At 39.6% G+C, this 18,713-nt stretch carries 17 protein-coding genes; 15 read left to right on the top strand and 2 right to left on the bottom strand.

Annotated elements, in window-relative coordinates:
* The first annotated feature begins 627 nt into the window (after positions 1 to 627).
* From HMPREF1154_RS10975 to HMPREF1154_RS11005, 7 genes are all read left to right on the top strand, one after another.
* Positions 628 to 1,557, top strand: coding sequence for a 1-aminocyclopropane-1-carboxylate deaminase/D-cysteine desulfhydrase (locus HMPREF1154_RS10975; protein WP_034567416.1), 930 nt, complete (start codon positions 628 to 630; stop codon positions 1,555 to 1,557).
* Entirely contained in the window at positions 1,538 to 2,641 is a 1,104-nt protein-coding gene (locus tag HMPREF1154_RS10980; RefSeq protein ID WP_009642674.1) for a glucosaminidase domain-containing protein, read from the top strand. Before HMPREF1154_RS10975 ends, HMPREF1154_RS10980 begins: the two co-directional genes overlap by 20 nt.
* A gap of 11 nt (positions 2,642 to 2,652) precedes the next feature.
* Positions 2,653 to 3,684, top strand: coding sequence for an endonuclease/exonuclease/phosphatase family protein (locus HMPREF1154_RS10985; RefSeq protein WP_009642687.1), 1,032 nt, complete (start codon positions 2,653 to 2,655; stop codon positions 3,682 to 3,684).
* Positions 3,685 to 3,842: 158 nt separating this feature from the next.
* Positions 3,843 to 4,790, top strand: coding sequence for a prolipoprotein diacylglyceryl transferase (gene lgt, locus HMPREF1154_RS10990; protein ID WP_009642680.1), 948 nt, complete (start codon positions 3,843 to 3,845; stop codon positions 4,788 to 4,790).
* Between the two features lie 9 nt (positions 4,791 to 4,799).
* Positions 4,800 to 6,008: a UDP-N-acetylglucosamine 4,6-dehydratase gene (locus tag HMPREF1154_RS10995; RefSeq protein ID WP_009642692.1), complete on the top strand. Its 1,209-nt coding sequence runs from the start codon at positions 4,800 to 4,802 to the stop codon at positions 6,006 to 6,008.
* A gap of 36 nt (positions 6,009 to 6,044) precedes the next feature.
* Positions 6,045 to 7,193 carry a LegC family aminotransferase gene (locus HMPREF1154_RS11000; protein ID WP_009642693.1) on the top strand — a complete coding sequence of 383 codons (1,149 nt, stop codon included), beginning with the start codon at positions 6,045 to 6,047 and terminating at the stop codon, positions 7,191 to 7,193.
* A 72-nt stretch (positions 7,194 to 7,265) separates the two neighbouring features.
* On the top strand, positions 7,266 to 8,309 hold the full coding sequence (locus HMPREF1154_RS11005) for a nucleotidyltransferase family protein (RefSeq protein WP_009642673.1): 1,044 nt from the start codon (positions 7,266 to 7,268) through the stop codon (positions 8,307 to 8,309).
* Between the two features lie 8 nt (positions 8,310 to 8,317).
* Here the strand turns inward: HMPREF1154_RS11005 and HMPREF1154_RS11010 are convergent, their stop codons facing one another.
* Entirely contained in the window at positions 8,318 to 10,261 is a 1,944-nt protein-coding gene (locus tag HMPREF1154_RS11010; protein ID WP_009642688.1) for an LTA synthase family protein, read from the bottom strand.
* Entirely contained in the window at positions 10,258 to 11,421 is a 1,164-nt protein-coding gene (locus HMPREF1154_RS11015; RefSeq protein WP_009642670.1) for a glycosyltransferase, read from the bottom strand. The genes HMPREF1154_RS11010 and HMPREF1154_RS11015 overlap by 4 nt, the downstream gene beginning before the upstream one ends.
* Positions 11,422 to 11,480: 59 nt before the next feature.
* On the opposite strand from HMPREF1154_RS11015, the gene HMPREF1154_RS11020 reads away from it, so the two are divergent.
* The 8 genes from HMPREF1154_RS11020 (at position 11,481) to HMPREF1154_RS13565 (ending at position 18,712) form a co-directional block, all read left to right on the top strand.
* On the top strand, positions 11,481 to 12,254 hold the full coding sequence (locus HMPREF1154_RS11020; RefSeq protein WP_009642689.1) for a glycosyltransferase family 2 protein: 774 nt from the start codon (positions 11,481 to 11,483) through the stop codon (positions 12,252 to 12,254).
* Between the two features lie 275 nt (positions 12,255 to 12,529).
* Complete coding sequence (locus tag HMPREF1154_RS11025; RefSeq protein ID WP_232211997.1) at positions 12,530 to 13,675, top strand: O-antigen ligase family protein; 1,146 nt, start codon at positions 12,530 to 12,532, stop codon at positions 13,673 to 13,675.
* Positions 13,672 to 14,550: an ACP S-malonyltransferase gene (gene fabD / locus HMPREF1154_RS11030; protein WP_009642684.1), complete on the top strand. Its 879-nt coding sequence runs from the start codon at positions 13,672 to 13,674 to the stop codon at positions 14,548 to 14,550. The genes HMPREF1154_RS11025 and fabD overlap by 4 nt, the downstream gene beginning before the upstream one ends.
* 150 nt (positions 14,551 to 14,700) lie before the next feature.
* Positions 14,701 to 15,360, top strand: coding sequence for an epoxyqueuosine reductase QueH (locus tag HMPREF1154_RS11035; protein ID WP_034567412.1), 660 nt, complete (start codon positions 14,701 to 14,703; stop codon positions 15,358 to 15,360).
* A 6-nt stretch (positions 15,361 to 15,366) separates the two neighbouring features.
* Positions 15,367 to 16,338 carry a polyprenyl synthetase family protein gene (locus tag HMPREF1154_RS11040; protein ID WP_009642695.1) on the top strand — a complete coding sequence of 324 codons (972 nt, stop codon included), beginning with the start codon at positions 15,367 to 15,369 and terminating at the stop codon, positions 16,336 to 16,338.
* Positions 16,339 to 16,668: 330 nt separating this feature from the next.
* The gene (locus tag HMPREF1154_RS11045; protein WP_009642679.1) at positions 16,669 to 17,733 is read left to right on the top strand and encodes a hypothetical protein; all 1,065 of its coding nucleotides are present in this window, start codon (positions 16,669 to 16,671) and stop codon (positions 17,731 to 17,733) included.
* 68 nt (positions 17,734 to 17,801) lie between these two features.
* A complete protein-coding gene (locus HMPREF1154_RS11050) occupies positions 17,802 to 18,551 on the top strand; it encodes an enoyl-CoA hydratase/isomerase family protein (protein WP_009642669.1) in 750 nt (249 codons plus the stop codon).
* Positions 18,548 to 18,712, top strand: coding sequence for a hypothetical protein (locus tag HMPREF1154_RS13565; protein WP_009642682.1), 165 nt, complete (start codon positions 18,548 to 18,550; stop codon positions 18,710 to 18,712). The genes HMPREF1154_RS11050 and HMPREF1154_RS13565 overlap by 4 nt, the downstream gene beginning before the upstream one ends.
* Position 18,713 lies beyond the last annotated feature (1 nt).

Below are 18,713 nucleotides of genomic sequence, written 5' to 3' on the forward strand. Positions count from 1 at the left end.
AGTAACTGATAAACAATTATTTGTAAAAACCTCCCCCCTACCCCCCTCCAAAGGGGGAGCTTTAAGGGCGTTGAAATGGTCTAATTTGTTTATTAAATTAGAAATTTTCCCTTCTATAACTTATTGAACCTCTACTACTTACTAACTCCCCCCTTGAGGGGGGGGTAGGGGGGATGTTTTGAGAATCAGTTGATTACAGAGCTTGCGAAACTTAAATTAATGATTAATGTGAGTTCGACGTAAGCAAAATTACATTTCCTCCACAAAGCCAGCGAGTGCTCACAGCTGGGTATGTGAAACATTGTTGGCACTAATCATTAAACCAACTTATCAACATCTACTAACAAACAATTATAAACAATTACGGTTTAATTAATGTAATTTCTCGTTAAAACCAACTAATTAACAACATACTGTCTTTTGTTGAAAATTATTTTTTGATTACTAATTTTTTTGTATAAACGCTTCTTATTTATGGTACTAAATTATGATTGTCAATCATTTACAAAAAAACTTTCAGCTGCTTATTTCTTAAAGAAAAAAGGTATTTTCCCTCTTGCGCCCATAGAAAAAACACAAGGTAAACAATTAGCATGTAATTTTGCTCAAGAAATTAGACGCGTAAGTATGATTGCGATTCCCGTCATAGAGACCCAAAAAGTCCCTATCAGCTATCCTCATGGAATCACTCTGTATATCAAGCGCGAGGACAAAACCCATGTACATGTCTCTGGTAACAAGTACCGGAAGCTCAAGTACAATCTGTTAGAGGCCTCCCAAAAGGGATACAAGCAATTGATCACCTTTGGAGGGGCATACTCAAACCATATCGCAGCCACTGCCTACGCAGGTAAAGTGGCTGGTATAGAGACCATTGGTGTGATTCGTGGAGACGAATTAGCCAGTGCAGTCCCTCACAACCCTACCCTTAGCTTTGCCAAGGAATGCGGTATGCGTTTTCATTTTGTCTCCCGCGATCGTTTTCGCTTAAAGCATACAGAGGCTTTCAAGGAGGAGTTGGCCAATCTTTTTGGCCCTTATTACTATGTCCCTGAAGGAGGTACCAATGCGCTGGCTATCAAGGGTACCGAGGAGATTCTCACTCCCGAAGATACGGACTATGACTTTATTACCACTGCGGTAGGTACAGGTGGTACCATCGCAGGGCTGATTAACAGCGCCTTACCTCACCAAAAGGTCTTAGGCTTCCCTGCCCTATGCGGAAAGTTCCTTGAGGAAGAAATCAAAAAGTGGATTCATGGCTCCGACCATTGGCAGCTGATACATGACTATAACCTAGGTGGTTATGCCAAGGTGAATGAACCCTTTATCCGCTTTCTCAATGATTTCTTTAGGCAAACACGTATTCCCCTAGACCCTGTCTATACGGGCAAGATGATCTATGGAGTTACTTGTCTTATTGAAAAGGGACTTTTCCCTGAAAATAGTAAAATATTAGCCATCCACACCGGTGGATTGCAAGGTATATATGGAATGAACCAACAACTTAGTAGAAAGAAAAAACAAACTCTGGATTATGAACAAGAAATTAGTTAGCTTCATAGGCCTTATGGCAATAGCCTCTTCTTGTAGCACAGGGCATAAGAACGTTACAACGAAGAAGCCTATCACTCGTATCCCTGAAAAAGTGCTTGTAGAGAGCAAACGTACTGAAGCGTACATTAATAAGGAAGAACCCGAAACACCTGAGGAATTACAAGCAACCTCGGCGGTGAAAGTAACCCCAGCACTGATTCGCGAATATATAGCTACCTATAAGGATATCGCTATGGTGGAGATGCAGCGTTATGGAATCCCTGCAAGTATCACCCTGGCTCAGGCCATCCTTGAGAGTGGCTCTGGACAAGGCCGCTTGGCTCGCCATGCGCGTAACCACTTCGGTATCAAGTGCCATTATGACTGGGAGGGAGACACCATCACCCATGATGATGATGCCAAAGGCGAATGCTTTAGAAAATACGAACACCCCGAAGCCTCCTTCGAAGACCATTCACAATTCCTTGTAAACCGCTCTCGCTATGCCTTCCTCTTCTCTCTCAAGGCCGGTGACTATCAGGGATGGGCGTATGGACTTAAGAAAGCCGGATATGCCACAGACCCTGGCTATCCACAGAAATTACTGTTCCTTATCAAAAAATACGAACTCCAACAGTACGACACTGAGGTTCTCGGCTACGCATACAAAGAAGAGAAGCCGCTTTCGCCTATTCCCAATACGCCTCCTCTTACAATAGAGAAGAAAAAAGAAGCGACCAAAACGATAGCTAAAGCAAATACACCTGCAAAACAGGAAAACACAGTAGCTAAAAAAGCAAATACATCTACTACTGTAGCAAAAAACACACAAAAAGTAGTAGCTAAAAAGAATAACAGCCCAAAAAAGGACACAAGCGCCATCGCACAAAAGGTAGATACCACACGCATGGCGCAAAAAGAAGTAAATAATACCCCAGCAGAAGAAGTAGCGATGGATGTAATTAAAATGTATATCGTAAAGAAAGGCGATACGCTCTATAGCATCGCACGTCGCTCTGGAGTAAGTGTAGATGACCTAATGGCTCGTAACAATATGAGCAACTTCAACCTCAATATGGGACAAATACTCGTTATTCGTGAGTAAAAACTAACTCTATGAAAAAATTTTGGAGCACACTCTCTTTTGCTAACAAAATAATTCTTCTGATCAATGGAGTGGTAGGCGGAATCTTACTTTTCGCCTACCTACTCCCTTTTATCCCTCCTCGTTATTTTGAGTATGCCTCCCTAAGTGTTTTCACCCCCTTGCTGATGCTGGTCAATATAGGATTCATTGTCCTATGGCTGTTGCGTCGCCAGTGGTTATTCCTTTTCTCTGCGGTCTTATTTCTCATAGGACTCCCCTTTATGCATCGTTTTGTACAATTTAGCAAGAGCAAACCTGCCCCTAAAGATCATTTGAGCATAATGAGTTTCAATGTTCGATTGTTCAATCATTACAAATGGAGTGAGGACAGCGAGCTAAGGAATAAGATTATTGATTTTATTGCCCAAGAGCACCCCAGCATCATTGCTCTACAGGAGTTTTATATTAAGGAAAGCGGAAGTTTTCCTTTCTATAAGTACAAGAAATTCATCTATAAAAACAAAAAAGACAAGATAGGCCAAGCCATCCTCAGTGATTACCCTATTATACATAGTGGTTCCTTAGATTTTCCTCATACAGGTAACAATGGCGTATTTGCTGATATAGTAGCAGGGCGTGATACCCTCAGGCTATATAGCCTTCATTTCGAATCCTTCCATATAGAAGATACCGAAATCAGCCAAGAGAACTCCAAGCGTATTTTCCTAAAACTCCCCCGCCGATTTGCCATACAGCAGGCACAGGTAGAGCTTTTCAATGCCCATGCCGATAGCTGTCCTTATCCTATTATCATCTGTGGGGATTTCAATAATACCGCTTTCTCCTACCTCTACCAAAAGTTTCAGGATAGGGGCTGGATAGATAGTTTTCAGGAATGTGGTTCAGGCTTTGGTAGCACTTATGACTTCCCTTACTTCCCATTCCGTATTGACTATATACTAGCCGATCCGTATTTTAAAATCACCTCCCACAAGGTCTATAACCAAATCCACTACTCCGACCACTATCCTATTAAGGCAACCTTCGTCAAAAGAAAGTAGTCAGTGGTTAGTGGCTAGTGGTCAGTGGCTAAAAGTAGGAGCAAAATCCATGAGAGCGGAGTATATGAGGCTATTCGCTTACATGGCAAAAATTAACAATTGACAATCAACAATTAACAATTAAAATTCGTACTTTTGTCCCTTATAAAACTCTTTATATGGACTGGAATCCCAATCAGGTATTACTTGACCTGCATTTTATACAAATACGCTACTATAGCCTTATGTTTGTTATTGCCTTTTCTTTAGGCTTTTACATCACCAAAAAAATCTTTTTAGCAGAAAACAAACCTTTAGAGAAACTTGATACCTTGGTCATCTATGTAGCCATAGCAACGCTTTTGGGCGCACGCTTAGGACATGTATTCTTCTATGATTGGGACTACTTCAAGGTGCACCCTCTGGAAATTATCCTGCCTTTCCGCTTCTCTCCGAGCTTTGAAGTAACAGGATTTGCAGGCTTGGCCAGTCACGGGGCGGCAGTGGGGATTATCATTGCCATGCTGCTCTACATACGCAAATACCCCGATATGAAACTCTCTTGGGTGCTTGACCGCATTGTCATTGCCATTACCATAGGAGGTATGTTTGTTCGTTTTGGCAATTTCATGAACTCCGAGATTGTAGGCAAGGTCATAGATAAGTCTTTCCCTTTTGCGGTAAAGTTCTTACAATCAGGCGACTTCTCTGCTGGTGAGGCTATGCAGCTCACAGGAGAAAATACCCCACAGAAAGCCTTTGAGGTTATCGCCCACAACCCACAGTTTGTAGAAATCTATAACCAAATCCCCTATAGGCACCCTGCCCAACTCTATGAAGCAGTAGGATATTTCCTGCTTTTCTGGTTGCTCTACTACCTCTATTGGAAAACCAACAAGAAAGACCAGCCCTACTTTATCTTTGGGGTATTTCTCATTGCCCTTTGGACAATACGTTTCCTTGTAGAGTATGTCAAAGACAGCCAAGGCGGTATCGAAGACACCTTAGGTGTTTTCTCCACAGGCCAATGGCTAAGTATCCCCTTTATCCTCGCTGGGGTGTTTCTGCTGTTCTTTAAGAGAAATAACAATACACAAGAAAAATATCAAAAAAAAACTAACCAATAGAATCTATTTATGCTAAACATAGAACGCTTTATATCCAAATACGTTACCAAACGTCCTGAGAGTATGTTTCTTAAGGATTTACATGCTCACCAGAAAGAGCTTACCACAGCCATAGAAGGGAAGCGTGTATTAGTCATAGGAGGTGCAGGCTCTATAGGGAGTTCTTATATTAAAGCACTATTACCTTTTAAACCTAAAACCTTGGTAGTAGTGGATATTAATGAAAATGGACTTACAGAACTCACCCGTGAGCTACGTAGTACTTCCGCTTTCTCAGTACCTGACGACTATGTAACCTACCCCATGAGTTATGCTGATGATACTTTTGTAAAGATGTTCAAAGCTCGTGGCGGATTTGATATAGTAGCTAATTTTTCTGCTCACAAGCATGTACGCTCAGAAAAAGATAAATATTCTGTAGAAGCTTTACTGAAAAACAATGTAATCAATGCCAAAGGCTTCTTAGACTTGTTATGTAATTATCCCCCTGAACATTTTTTCTGTGTCTCCACAGACAAAGCTGCTAACCCCGTAAATATCATGGGAGGAAGCAAGAAGATTATGGAAGATATGATCATGGCCTACGCAAAAATTTTCCCCGTAACTACTGCTCGTTTTGCTAATGTGGCTTTCTCCAACGGTTCCCTACCTGCCGGATTTTTAGAGCGTATTGCCAAGAACCAACCCTTATCCGCTCCCTCAGATGTAACACGCTATTTTGTATCCCCTGAAGAAAGTGGACAAATATGCCTAATGGCTTGTATATTAGGAACTACAGGGCAAATATACTTTCCAAAACTAAAAAAAGAACAAGTACTTACTTTCTCCGCTATAGCTACAGAATTACTTAAGGGCTTAGGATATGAACCCTTAGAATGTCACAGTGAGACAGAGGCTATTGCCAAAGCAGAAAGTAGGAAAGAAAATTACAAATGGTATCCTGTTTATTTCTCAAAGAGTGATACCACTGGAGAAAAGCCCTACGAAGAGTTTTATACCGAAGGAGAACAAGTTCTTTTAGACAAATATGAATCTTTGGGTGTGATCAACCTTCAAAGTTTCAAAGAACTAACTGAAATAGAAAATTTTATCAAAGAGCTAACAAAACTATTTGACAACCCTGACACCCAGAAGAATGATATAACCCAACTGATGAAAAGGTTCTTAGTGAATTTTGATCATCAAGAGACTGGGAAATATTTAGATAGTAAAATGTAGATCTCGAACCTCCTTTGAAAACTAAAAACTATTGCAATGAATATTTCTGAAATGATAACTTTTATACGAGACCTTTATGGTGAGAAAGAGGCTTTTATTCCTCTGCATGCTCCCACTTTCAAAGGCAATGAGAAAAAATACTTAGAAGAGTGTATAGACACTACTTTCGTCTCAAGTGTAGGAAAGTTTGTTGATCTTTTTGAGGAAAGAGTAGCGGCCTATACAGGTGCTAAACATGCCGTTGTATGTGTAAATGGTACTAATGCGCTCCATATAGCGCTTAAACTAAGTGGCGTAAAAGAAGGAGATGAAGTAATTACGCAACCTTTAACCTTTATTGCTACTACCAATGCAATAGTATATGCTGGAGCTGTACCTGTCTTTGTAGATGTAGATAAGGACACCATGGGTCTCTCCCCTACTTCCTTAGAGCAATTTCTCAAAACACATACTGAGCTAAGAGGAAATGAATGCTATCATAAAGAAACAGGTAGGCGTATTAAGGCTTGTCTTCCCATGCATACCTTTGGACATGCTTGCCGTATAGAGGAGATTATCGCTATCTGTAATCAATATCATATTGAGGTAGTAGAAGATGCAGCCGAAGCAATGGGTAGCTATTACAAGGGTAAGCACTTAGGTACTTTCGCTAAAATAGGAGGTATCTCTTTCAATGGAAATAAGACTATTACCACAGGAGGAGGCGGTATGATCCTAACCAATGATGATGCCATAGGCAAACATGCCAAACACCTTACCACTCAAGCCAAGCTACCACACGCATGGGAGTTTGTACATGATGAGATAGGCTACAACTATCGTATGCCTAATATCAATGCCGCCTTAGGGGTTGCTCAATTAGAACAATTAGATGGCTTTTTAGCCAACAAACGGATAACTGCGGAAACTTATAAGGCCTTTTTTGAAAAACAGGGAGTTCCTTTCTTTACAGAACGAACTGATGAAAAGTGTAACTATTGGCTTAACGCTATCATCTTAAAAGACAATGAAGAGCGTGATGCTTTCCTTACCGAAACCAATGGTAAAGGAGTGATGAGCCGACCTATATGGCAATTAATGAACCGCTTACCTATGTTCAAAGATTGTCCAAAAACCGACCTTAGCAACGCTGAATGGTTAGAGGCAAGAGTAGTAAATATACCTAGTGGGGTAAGAAAATTATAATGTCTAATAAATTTGACTTGTATATAATAATTTACCTTATTAGTACAAGATTTTGTAGTCAAAGATAAATACATGGAAACGAATGTTTTAATACATAAGGATAAAAATTTAATTGAAGGGCTAAAAAAACTAAGTGAGTTACAGGATATCAGTAGGCTTATCCTCTTTGTAATAGATGATAATAATAGAATAATTGGTTCTGTAACCGATGGAGATATTAGGCGTTCTATTGTAAATGAACAAAATCTACAAAAGAAGTTAGGCGATATTTGTAACCGATCATTCAAACACCTTTTACAGAGCTGTGCTTATCAGAGTTTTGAAAGTTTTAGAAAAGCAGATATTAAGATCCTACCTGTTCTTGATCAAAAAGGACAGATGGTGGAGCTTATAGACTTAGAAAAAACAAAAGCAAAACTCCCCTTAGAAGCTGTTATTATGGCAGGAGGGCGAGGAAAGCGCCTAAGCCCTTTGACTGATACAGTTCCAAAGCCTATGCTTCCTTTGGGTGGTAAGCCTATCATTGAATATAATATTGATAGACTGATCAGTTTTGGCATCCGAAAGCTCTATATCTCTATAAAATACCTCGGAAAACAAATCATAGATTATTTTGGAGATGGAAAGCAAAAGGGTATTCACATCGAATACATACAAGAAGAAGAACCTTTGGGTACAGCCGGTGCATTAGCCTTAATTGACTCTATAGCAACAGAACATATCTTATTGATGAATAGTGATTTATTCACTAACATCAATTTTGAGTCTCTCTACCTAAAGTTAATCAATGAACAAGCAGATATGTCGGTGGCCTCTACTGAATACAAAGTAGATGTTCCTTATGCCATTTTTGAAACCAATCAAGGAAGAGTGGTTAACTTTAAGGAAAAACCTAGCTTTATATATTATTCTAATGCAGGAGTTTATATACTGAAAAAATCCTTAATACAGAAAATTCCTAAAGGAAAATATTGTGACATTACTGATGTTATGGAACAATTGATCAGTGAAGGTGGAAAACTTGTCTATGATCCAATTATAGGATATTGGATTGACATTGGAAAACCTGTTGATTACCAGCATGCACAGGAATTTATAAGACATCTAGAATACTAATCTGTGACTTACTCCAGTTTATCATGGATAATCCTATCCATATAATCTTGCATAAAGGCTCGCACATCAGCGATGCCTTTTTTCATTTCTTCGTTATGAGTGATTTGGTCTTTGAGGTTATGGATAAGGTCTAAATCTTCCTTAGCATACACCCCTACCACTTCTCCTTGTAAATCTAGCACATATATGTAATTACCTTGTATAAGTTGATAGAACTGAGTATGTGTAACAAAGGCACGAGGTGTCTCACCTGCCTTATCACTCAGAAGACTACGTCCCCAAGAGCGAAAAGGTTTTTGATACCCCATAAGATCTACCAAAGTAGGAAAAATATCTATCTGTTGACCTAATGTATCTGAACTCCCTTGAGGAATAAGTGCTTTATTCGGGCTAAAGAGGATAATAGGCAAGCGGTGGTGTGCTATTTTCTGTTTGTAATAATCATAATAGTCTTCGGTTGTGTGATCTGAGATAATAGCAAATATAGTATTAGCATACCAATCTTCTTTCTTAATGGTATCAAAGAATTTTTTTAGCGAAAAATCAGCATATTCCACTACATTATGCATGAGTATATCTCCCTTATTAAACTTGTTTTTATAAGGTTCAGGCACTGTATAAGGGCCATGAGAGGATAGTGTAAAAACCGTTGCTAAAAAAGGACGCTTCATTTGATTAATATTCTTGGCAAAATATTGTAAGAAAGGTTCGTCATCTATACCCCAGCTTCCATTATAATAACGGTCATCATTAAATTCGGTACGCCCCAAATAGGTCTCATAACCGATTTGATGGGTATAACCATCAAAGTTCATTGAACCATTAGTAGCCCCATGAGCAAAAAGGGTTTGATAACCCAAGGAGCGTGCGATCTCAGGTAATGAAGATATTTTACGCTGAGCATAGCCCGAACGTACCCATGCCGTTTGAAAAGTAGGCATCCCTGCCGTGACTGCTGAAATTCCTTCAATAGAGTGTACACTATTGGAGAATATATTGGTAAAATAGTATCCTTGCCTAGCCAATGAGTCTAAAAAAGGCGTATGGCTACGGTAATTAGGAATATGAGTATGTTGGTTCATCACCCCAAAGTACTCCGCTCCCATACCTTCAAGAATAATAACCACTATATTGGGTTGATCTTTAACCTGTCGTCCATATTGTTTGATAGGCTTGATATTTTCTGCTATATAAGCATCTGTAGTAAATTTGAATTCCTTAAAACCCTTATTCTTACCCATGGTACGAAAGATGGTAAAAGGTGTATTTAGTAGTATATTTACCTGAGAAATATCGCGTGCATACTTACTGGCATCCATTACAGTGAGAGGAATTACTCCCGCTCTAAATGAAAACCCTCGTATCCCAAAGATAAGTGTAGGAGCCAATAGAACCAACACTATTGCTGAGGTTATAAAGTAAGATCTTCTATGTGTTACCTCTTCTTCTCTGACTTGTACTTTCTTATAAAGGAATATCCATAACACAATTAGTACTAAGAAAACAGCAAAAATAGCCCAATATTGCACCAAAAATCCAACCATGAGTGTCAGTGGATTGTGTTCGTTTTCTACCAAAGCCCAATCATTGGTAGTAAGACGTGTCTTGTTATACAAAAAATATACAATATCTATAAAATTAAGTAGATATGCAGGTATATTACAAGCAAAATATACCCAGAAAAGTACTTTTTGAAAACTTTTCTTAGTGTTGATAAGTAGTGGTAGCACACTTAGGAAGATAAACAGCAGATTTACATAGATAATAGCTGTAGTATCAAACAACAAACCATAAAAAGCAAGACGAAAGAAATCGGCTATACCTTCTATATGCAGGTGTGCCTTATTGAAACTATAAAAAGAAAGGCGTGATAAAAAGTAAAATATATAGGCTAATGCCAAACGATAAGCAAGAGCTTTGTACTCTGTAGTTCTAAATAATCTTAAGCTCATAATACACTTTTAAATAATTCGTCCCATTGTTTTACGATAACTTCAACACTATATTCTTTAGCTTTTGTAAGTATATTTTTCTGTATATCTTTTCTCATCTGAGGATCATTCATCAACATACTCAGTTTGTAAACATATTCTTCCATGTCAAAGGGTTTTACTAAAATACCATTTTCTCCATTAGGTGACAATATCCCTCTTACACCTGCTGAACAATCAAAAGCAATAGGTACAACTCCCGCTTGTTGTGCTTCCATCAAAACTGTACCCTGCCCTTCCATTTGGGAAGACAAACAGAAGATAGCTGCCTTATTATAATAGGGAAAAATATCTTCTACTTTCCCTAAAAAAGTAATACGCTCTAGGTTCTTCTCCTTTACCATTGTACGGAGATTAGGTAGTTCCTTCCCACTACCTATCAAGACAAATTGCCAATCAGGAAATTTTTTATAGATTTCTTCCCAGATACTAACCAAACGATCCACTCGTTTATCCACATAACTCATACGCCCTACATAGATAATAAGGGGTTCTTTTTCTAAAGAATAATTATAAGGGGCAGATATAATAGGGGTCGATATTGCTCTGAGTTTATGATTATCTTTAAGTCCTAATGCCTGTGTAAGTTCTTTTTTATATTCCTCACATAATACTGTAAAAGCATCATATGTGTTATAAATTACGCGATATTTTTCTACCTTTATTCTTTTATATATATGAAAAAGAGGTATCTTAAAACCTTTGTAAAACAAATAATTAATAAAATTCTTTTTAGCCTTCACTTGTAAATCCTCTAAGTGGTTTTCAGCCTGCCAAAAAGTAGCCCCATAATGTGCAAATATACATTTGCAATTAGTTTGTTTTAATATTTTTTCTCGTTTGGCACTAAAACTCTTTCCTATAAAAACAAGAATGTCTATTTTCAATTCTTTTACCTTATCTACTAAAGAGACTTTAGGTGAAGAAAATAACCTTGTTTTCTGGACATCTACAAAAGTTATATTTTTCTTATCCTCTTCATCTATTTGTTCATGATGAATATGAGATGAAAAAACGTAGATAGCATATCCCATTTCTTTTAACAAAGGGGCTATATTAGACGTTATTTTCTCCCCTCCTCCATAGGGAAATTGTCCATGTACAAAACCAATATGAATCATATTTTTTTTATTAAAGCACAAAAGTACAAAAAAAAATATTACCTTTGCAGAAAAAATGAATGCAATCTTTAACTGAAAAAGTAAGTGGCCTTATCATCACTTATAATGAGGAAAAGAATATCAAGGAAGTGCTACAATGCTTTGATTTCTGTGATGAAATTATTGTTGTGGATTCCTTTAGTACCGATCGTACTGTGGCTATAGCAGAATCTTTCCCTAAGGTGAAGGTGATCCAAAATAAGTTCGAGGATTTTGCCCAACAGCGCAATTTAGCACTTGAAAACGCCTCCAATGATTGGGTCCTTTTCTTAGATGGTGACGAACGTATTACCCCTGAACTAAAAGAAGAAATTATCCTTACGCTCAATAATCCTGAGAAAAAAGAGGCTTACTATTTCTACCGATTGTTTTTCTTTGCTGGAAAGCCTGTTCACTTTTCAGGCACCCAAGGAGATCGAAATTTTCGTTTGTTCCGCAAGTCAAAATGTCACTATGTGCCTGAAAGAAAAGTGCATGAAACACTCACTGTAGAGGGAACTATTGGGACGCTCAAGCACAAGCTTTTACATTATTCGGTGTCCGATTATAAGTCCTACCGAGAGAAAGCTGTCCTCTATGGCAAGTTAAGAGCAGAGGAGATGTTCCTTAAGGGGAAGCGTTACAATCCGCTAAAGATGTATGTCAAAATGGCTTTTCATTTTTTCAAAACCTATATACTCAAGTTAGGTATTTTAGATGGTAAGGAGGGATTCTTACTCAGTAAAGTAAGTGCAATCTCTGTTTATGAAAATTTCAAATCACTCAAACAACAACAAAACAAAACAATTAGATGATTCCCTTTCTAAAGAAATATTTTACACCTATTCTAAATGTTTTTATTCTATGTGTAGTAGGTGTATTTTATTTCATTCCTTTAGATTTCAATCTTTATTACACAGATTTTCCTCTAAAACTATTTTTTAGAATCATTATCGGAATTGTTATAATAATCTCTTGTATAGATGTATTCTTCCGATGGAAAACATTATTCCAAAACATTAGTCCTTTTAGAACTTTTATCACTATTCTTGCTTCCTTTCTAATCTGTTTGTATCCTTACAAATACAAGATGATATTAGGATTAGGAATTGTCTTACTTTTGCTCTGTCTATTCTATGGAATTTATAAAAAAACTTTTTACAGACCTCATCCTATAATGATTGCTTTCTTTCTTTTGAGTTTTATGAAATTCTTAAGCATTTTATGGTCTGACAATTTTTCAAAATCCTTCCATCATATAGATTATTATTGTCTCTTTATTATGTTACCTATAGTAAGTTGTTTTTACAAGGTACAGAAAAAAGAACTCTACCCTTTTATCTATATTCCCTTTATAGTTTTTATCAACTTAATGACGCTCAATATAGCCTCCTATATTTTCTTAGTAAAACAATATCAAAAACCTCTTTTTTCTTTTCTCTCTCTATCGAAGGGTTATTTAGGGGATATTTCCTATATTGAGACTATGAAGTGGAGTGTTACTCTGCATCAGAGTATGATTGGTTGGGGATTCTTATTAGTTTTTGTTATGGGTTATTGGTTATGGAGAGAGAACAAACAAAAATGGATTACCTCTTGGCATATCATTTTCTATTTCATACTTCTAATAATAGTATCTCTGATTATACAAGCACGTGTAGTTATTTTAGGAATCGGGATTATTATGCTTGTATTCCTATGGGTTGAGCTGATGAAAAAGGTCAAATCAAGGAAGAAGATTATATATTACACAAGTTTTGCTTCTCTAATTATCTTATTCCTTTTACCTTTCCTCATTATCAAAAAGAATAATTATTTTAATGATGAGATCAGAAATAGAATGAATCTTGCTGCTTGGAATAGTTTTAAGGAGTCTCCTTTTTTTGGAAAAGGAGCTGGATCGGAAGAGAATGTTATTATAAAAGCAGGATATGATTTTCACACATTACACAATGATTATTTAAGTACTTTGGTAGAACAAGGGTTAGTAGGTTTTTTCTTTATTTTCCTATTCCACATTTTTGTTGTTTATTTTGGTATAAAGAACAAATTCCTTTTAGGTATCTATGTACTAATTAGTTTTTTTCTATTCAATACAACTGAAGGAATTATGGGTTTTCCTATTTGTATCCCCTTATTCCTATTTTGCTTATTGCCCCCTGAGGATACCTCTTGCCTATCTCCCGAAAAAAACATATCTTTGCCCGCAAATACACAAACTCAAGATACACCATGAAAAAAGCTTATATTTTCCCTGGACAGGGTTCCCAGTTTGTGGGAATGGGAAAGGACTTATATGAGAGCAGTCTCCTTGCCAAATCGCTCTTTGAAGAAGCCAATGCTATTTTGGGCTTCCCTATCACTGAGGTCATGTTCGCCGGTGATGAAGAGGCTCTAAAGCAAACACGTGTTACCCAACCTGCCATCTTCCTACACTCTGTCATTCAGCGCCAGGTCTTGGGCGATGCTTTCAAGCCTGATATGGTCGCTGGGCACTCCTTAGGAGAGTTCTCCGCCTTGGTCTCCAGTGGCGTACTGACCTTCGAGCAGGGTTTGCGCTTGGTAGCCAAGCGTGCTGAGGCTATGCAAAAGGCTTGCGAACTTCAGCGTGGCACTATGGCCGCTATCTTAGGCCTAGATGATGCCGTAGTAGAACAAGCCTGCAAGGATACCGAGGGCGTGGTAACTCCAGCCAACTATAACTGCCCAGGGCAACTGGTGATCTCTGGTGCCTATGAGGCCGTAGAGCAGGCCTGCGAAACACTCAAGGCCGCTGGTGCCAAGCGTGCACTGATCCTCCCTGTGGGGGGCGCTTTCCACTCTTCTCTGATGAAACCTGCCGAAGAGGAATTGGCTAAGGCTATCGGGGAAATCTCTTTCCAAAAACCGCTCTGCCCTATCTATCAGAATGTGACCACTACTGCGGTAACCGATCCCGAAGAGATTAAGAAAAACCTTATCGCTCAGCTCACCGCTCCTGTCAAATGGACACAAAGCGTCCAACAAATGATTGTCGATGGTGCCACAGAGTTCTACGAACTTGCACCTGGAAAGGTACTTCAGGGCTTGGTGAAAAAAATCAACAAAGATGTAGCGGTTTTCTCCGCTTAAAAAGAAATTCTGAGAAAGACATTGTATTTCTCAAAAAATATCGTACCTTTGCATCAAGTTTGATCTGTTTAATATAGTTGCTCATAATATGAAAATTGGAAAAGGCTTTCATCTTGCGTGAAAGTCTTTTTTAGATTAAATGAAGAACCTATGGAAATCACCCGTGAAAAATTAGTCCTCCCCAATGGGGGCAAGAAACTCCTGCTACACTCCTGTTGTGCGCCTTGCTCTGGAGGTATCATCAAGGCCATCCAGGACTCAGGGATTGACTTTACTATTTTTTTCTATAATCCTAATATACATCCTAAGAAGGAATATGATATCCGCAAGGAGGAAAATATCCGCTTTGCTGAAAAGTGTAACGTGCCTATCATCGATGCGGAATATGACGCCGACAATTGGTTTGCTCGTGCCAAAGGCTTAGAATTCGAACCTGAGCGGGGCAGCCGCTGTGCTGTCTGCTTTGATATGCGTATGGAGCGTACTGCGCTCTATGCTTTTGAACATGGATTTGACACCATCGCCACTTCCCTTGGTATCTCCCGATGGAAGAGCCTTGAGCAGGTCAATGAAGCTGGCTTTCAGGCTGCTCAAAAGTACGAGGGTATTACCTTCTGGGACTACAACTGGCGTAAAAAGGGCGGCAGTGCTTGCAATATGGAGATTTGCAAGAGCGAACGCTTCTATAAGCAGGAATACTGCGGTTGCGCTTACTCTCTGCGCGATGCCAATAAGCGCCGTGTGGAGAAGGGGCAGGAACGTATCCAATTTGGAGTACATTTCTACAGAGACGAAGAGAATAAGAAATAAAATACCATGCAGCTGATTACCCACTACCAAAATGAGTTCCTCGCCTTTATGAACAAGCATCTTACAGAGCGAGAACCTAAGAACCTATATGATCCTATCCACTATATCCTCCGTGTGGGAGGGAAGCGCTTGCGCCCTACCCTTACCATGCTCAGTGCGGACATCTTTGGGGCAGATTATCACAAAGCACTCTATGCGGCACTCGCAGTGGAGATCTTCCATAACTTCTCCCTTGTGCATGACGATATTATGGACCAGGCGCCTCTAAGGCGCGGACAACCCACAGTGCACACCAAGTGGAACCTCAACACGGGTATCCTCTCTGGTGATACCATGCTTATTCTTGCTTATCAGTATTTTGAGCAATATGAGCCAAATATTTTTCAAGAATTGGCCAAGATATTCAGCAAAACAGCCATTGAGGTTTGCGAAGGCCAGCAGTACGATGTGGATTTTGAACGAGAGGCGCAAGTCTCCACTGACCAATATCTCAAGATGATTGCTTACAAGACGGCTGTTCTGGTAGGAGCAGCCCTGCAAATGGGGGCTATCATCGCTCAGACAACCCAAGAGAACAAGCAAAAGATATATGACTTTGGCCTTGCCTTGGGTATCGCTTACCAGTTGCAGGACGATTATTTGGATACCTTTGGCGATGATTCTTTCGGTAAAAAAATCGGAGGGGATATTCTCCAAAACAAGAAAACACTCCTCTATCTCAAGGCTTTAGAGAAAGGTACTGCTGAACAAAAGCAGGAACTGTACGCGCTCTATACCAATGAACCTAAGAACGAAGATGAAAAAATCAGCCGTGTAACCGAGCTTTTCATAGCTACTCAAAGCCATACCTACCTCCGAGAACGTGTAGAAGCCTACACTATGGAGGCATTCGCTATCTTAGACACCCTTGATATTCCTGAGGAGAAAAAGGATATTCTAAAAGAATTTGGTAGCAGCCTTATGAATAGAACCATTTAATGGGTAATATTTAATGATTAATGGCACGAAATTTGTCTCTAGTCACTAATCATTATTTAAGTTTCGCAAGTCGTTTTTAGGCTATTATTGCAATTATAAATAACTAATAATCAATTATTTGTAAAAACCTCCCCCCCACCCCCCTCCAAAGGGGGAGCTTTGAGGGCGTTGAAATGGCCTAATTTGTTTATCAAATTAGAAAATTTCTCTTCTATAACTTATTGAACCTCTATTACTTACTAACTCCCCCCTTGAGGGGGGGTAGGGGGGATGTTTTGAGAATCAGTAAGTTATAGAGCTTGCGAAACTTAAATCATTATTTTAGGTATTATGGAAAGGGATATGCGTCATAGGTCATCAGTTCCCCCTTCGGGGGTTAGGGGGATTATCTCTCCTTCGGGGGTTAGGGGGATTATCTCTCCTTCGGGGATTAAGGGGATTATCTCTCCTTCGGGGATTAAGAGGATTATTCGGAGCGTTTTTTGTCTCTTTTCCCTGCTGAGTTTTTGTGCAAAAGCCCAGCAGGAGTCCTCCTATGAAGACTTCAAAAACCTCAAAGGTAAAGTACGCTCCGTACAGGAGAATTACTATACTTCCTTGGAGCACTACCGCAATCGTATCTATGAGAAGCAGTACAAAACCTTGGAGGTTGTAAAGTGCTGCCTGACCTTTGATGAGCTGGGGCGAGCGTGGATTTTTGAGGAATATGATACCCCTAAGCATTGTTTGAAGAAAAAGGTGTTCCTATACGACAGTCTTTCCCGACCCATCGGCTATGATGAGCTCTATGATACGGGCGAACTGAATTATCGAAAGCGAGATAACTATTGGTCTGCCGTCTATACCTATCCCCAAGATGACCCTGACCCTAAGGCCAATATCATCTCCGCTCTTGTCTATTGGGGCGATTTGTTAAACGAACATCGTACTTATACCTACGACAGCACAGGACTGCTCATCGAGGAGAACATCACCCATGTAGAGCATGATAGGGACAAAGTCTCTTCTTATGGTACTTGCCTCAGTTATACCTATAACCCACAGCGACAACTAACCAAAGTCCGTTGGGAGGCCACCTCCTCTGGTGATGTGTTGTATACTGATATTTACAGGTACGATAGCCAAGGAAGGGTCATACGGAAGGAACACTGGTCGGACAATACGTTTTTTATCAAATATTCCTATGAGTACAATGAGAAAGGTGACCTCTCCATTGAACTCAAGGAAGAGGGAGATCTCTTGGGAAGACCCAAAGTCAAGAGTAAGGAGTTTTTTTACTATGCTTACCTATACGACACTCATGGCAACTGGATTAAAAAAATTGCCGCCACCGATAGTGGTATTTATTTAGTAACTGAAAGAATCATCAAGTATGACTCAGTTGTTAGTGATTAGTAGTTAGTGATTAGAAACTAACAACTAACAACTAATCACTAACAACTAATCACTAATCACTAACAACTATGGATTACGTACTCACCACCACCTCTGGTAGCATCGCTACTGTAGAATTTGCCTCTGAGCAGGCCAATGCGCTTTCTATGGATCTACTCCAGCGTTTGGCGAACGAGTTAGACTCCCTCTCTACCCGTGAAGACGTCAAGGCTGTCGTCTTGCGAAGTGCAGGAGAAAAAGCCTTCTGTGCAGGAGCTTTCTTTAACGAATTGGTGCAAGTGGACTCCCCCGAAAGTGGCCAACGCTTCTTCAGTGGCTTTGCTCGCGTACTCTGTGCCATTCGCAACTGCCAAAAGCCTGTCATCGCAAGGGCTCATGGCAAGGCTGTCGGCGGCGGGGTAGGCGTACTGGCCGCTTGTGATTATGTCTTTGCTACCGAGGCGGCAGCTATCCGCTTGCCTGAACTGAGTATCGGCATAGGCCCTTTTGTGATTGCCCCCGCCATTGAACGAAAAATGGGCGTGGGTGCCCTCGCTGAACTCTCCCTTACGCCTGACCAGTGGAAAAATGCGTATTGGGCAGAGAAAAAGGGACTCTATGCGCGTGTTTTTGAAAATACAGCCGACCTTGACAAGGAATTGGGCTATTTTACCGACAAACTATCGTCCTACCCCTTGGAGGCCCTTGTGGAAATCAAGCACATGCTCTGGAAGGAGTGCCCTTCTTGGGAGCCGCTTCTCTTTGACAACGCCTCCGTTACAGGACGCTTGGCACTATCTGCTTATACCAAAGACAAACTTAAACCTAAAAATTCATGATCCCTCTTCAGCAGAACATTGAACAAATACAAGAGAAAATCGCTCATGCCCCTGATAGTGGTTATGCCATAGGCATACTCATAGGAAGCCTTTTGCCTTTTGCGGTATTGGCCATACTGGGGTATCTTTTGTTTTCCTACTATAAAAATAAAAAACAGTAAA

Origin of the sequence: Capnocytophaga sp. CM59 (assembly GCF_000293175.1) — a bacterium.
GTDB lineage: Bacteria > Bacteroidota > Bacteroidia > Flavobacteriales > Flavobacteriaceae > Capnocytophaga > Capnocytophaga granulosa.

Coding starts and splice junctions, on each gene's coding strand:
- HMPREF1154_RS10975 (WP_034567416.1), top strand. CDS start 628: ATGATTGCGATTCCCGTCATAGAGACCCAAAAAGTCCCTATCAGCTAT.
- HMPREF1154_RS10980 (WP_009642674.1), top strand. CDS start 1,538: ATGAACAAGAAATTAGTTAGCTTCATAGGCCTTATGGCAATAGCCTCT.
- HMPREF1154_RS10985 (WP_009642687.1), top strand. CDS start 2,653: ATGAAAAAATTTTGGAGCACACTCTCTTTTGCTAACAAAATAATTCTT.
- lgt (WP_009642680.1), top strand. CDS start 3,843: ATGGACTGGAATCCCAATCAGGTATTACTTGACCTGCATTTTATACAA.
- HMPREF1154_RS10995 (WP_009642692.1), top strand. CDS start 4,800: ATGCTAAACATAGAACGCTTTATATCCAAATACGTTACCAAACGTCCT.
- HMPREF1154_RS11000 (WP_009642693.1), top strand. CDS start 6,045: ATGAATATTTCTGAAATGATAACTTTTATACGAGACCTTTATGGTGAG.
- HMPREF1154_RS11005 (WP_009642673.1), top strand. CDS start 7,266: ATGGAAACGAATGTTTTAATACATAAGGATAAAAATTTAATTGAAGGG.
- HMPREF1154_RS11010 (WP_009642688.1), bottom strand. CDS start 10,261: ATGAGCTTAAGATTATTTAGAACTACAGAGTACAAAGCTCTTGCTTAT.
- HMPREF1154_RS11015 (WP_009642670.1), bottom strand. CDS start 11,421: ATGATTCATATTGGTTTTGTACATGGACAATTTCCCTATGGAGGAGGG.
- HMPREF1154_RS11020 (WP_009642689.1), top strand. CDS start 11,481: ATGCAATCTTTAACTGAAAAAGTAAGTGGCCTTATCATCACTTATAAT.
- HMPREF1154_RS11025 (WP_232211997.1), top strand. CDS start 12,530: ATGATATTAGGATTAGGAATTGTCTTACTTTTGCTCTGTCTATTCTAT.
- fabD (WP_009642684.1), top strand. CDS start 13,672: ATGAAAAAAGCTTATATTTTCCCTGGACAGGGTTCCCAGTTTGTGGGA.
- HMPREF1154_RS11035 (WP_034567412.1), top strand. CDS start 14,701: ATGGAAATCACCCGTGAAAAATTAGTCCTCCCCAATGGGGGCAAGAAA.
- HMPREF1154_RS11040 (WP_009642695.1), top strand. CDS start 15,367: ATGCAGCTGATTACCCACTACCAAAATGAGTTCCTCGCCTTTATGAAC.
- HMPREF1154_RS11045 (WP_009642679.1), top strand. CDS start 16,669: ATGGAAAGGGATATGCGTCATAGGTCATCAGTTCCCCCTTCGGGGGTT.
- HMPREF1154_RS11050 (WP_009642669.1), top strand. CDS start 17,802: ATGGATTACGTACTCACCACCACCTCTGGTAGCATCGCTACTGTAGAA.
- HMPREF1154_RS13565 (WP_009642682.1), top strand. CDS start 18,548: ATGATCCCTCTTCAGCAGAACATTGAACAAATACAAGAGAAAATCGCT.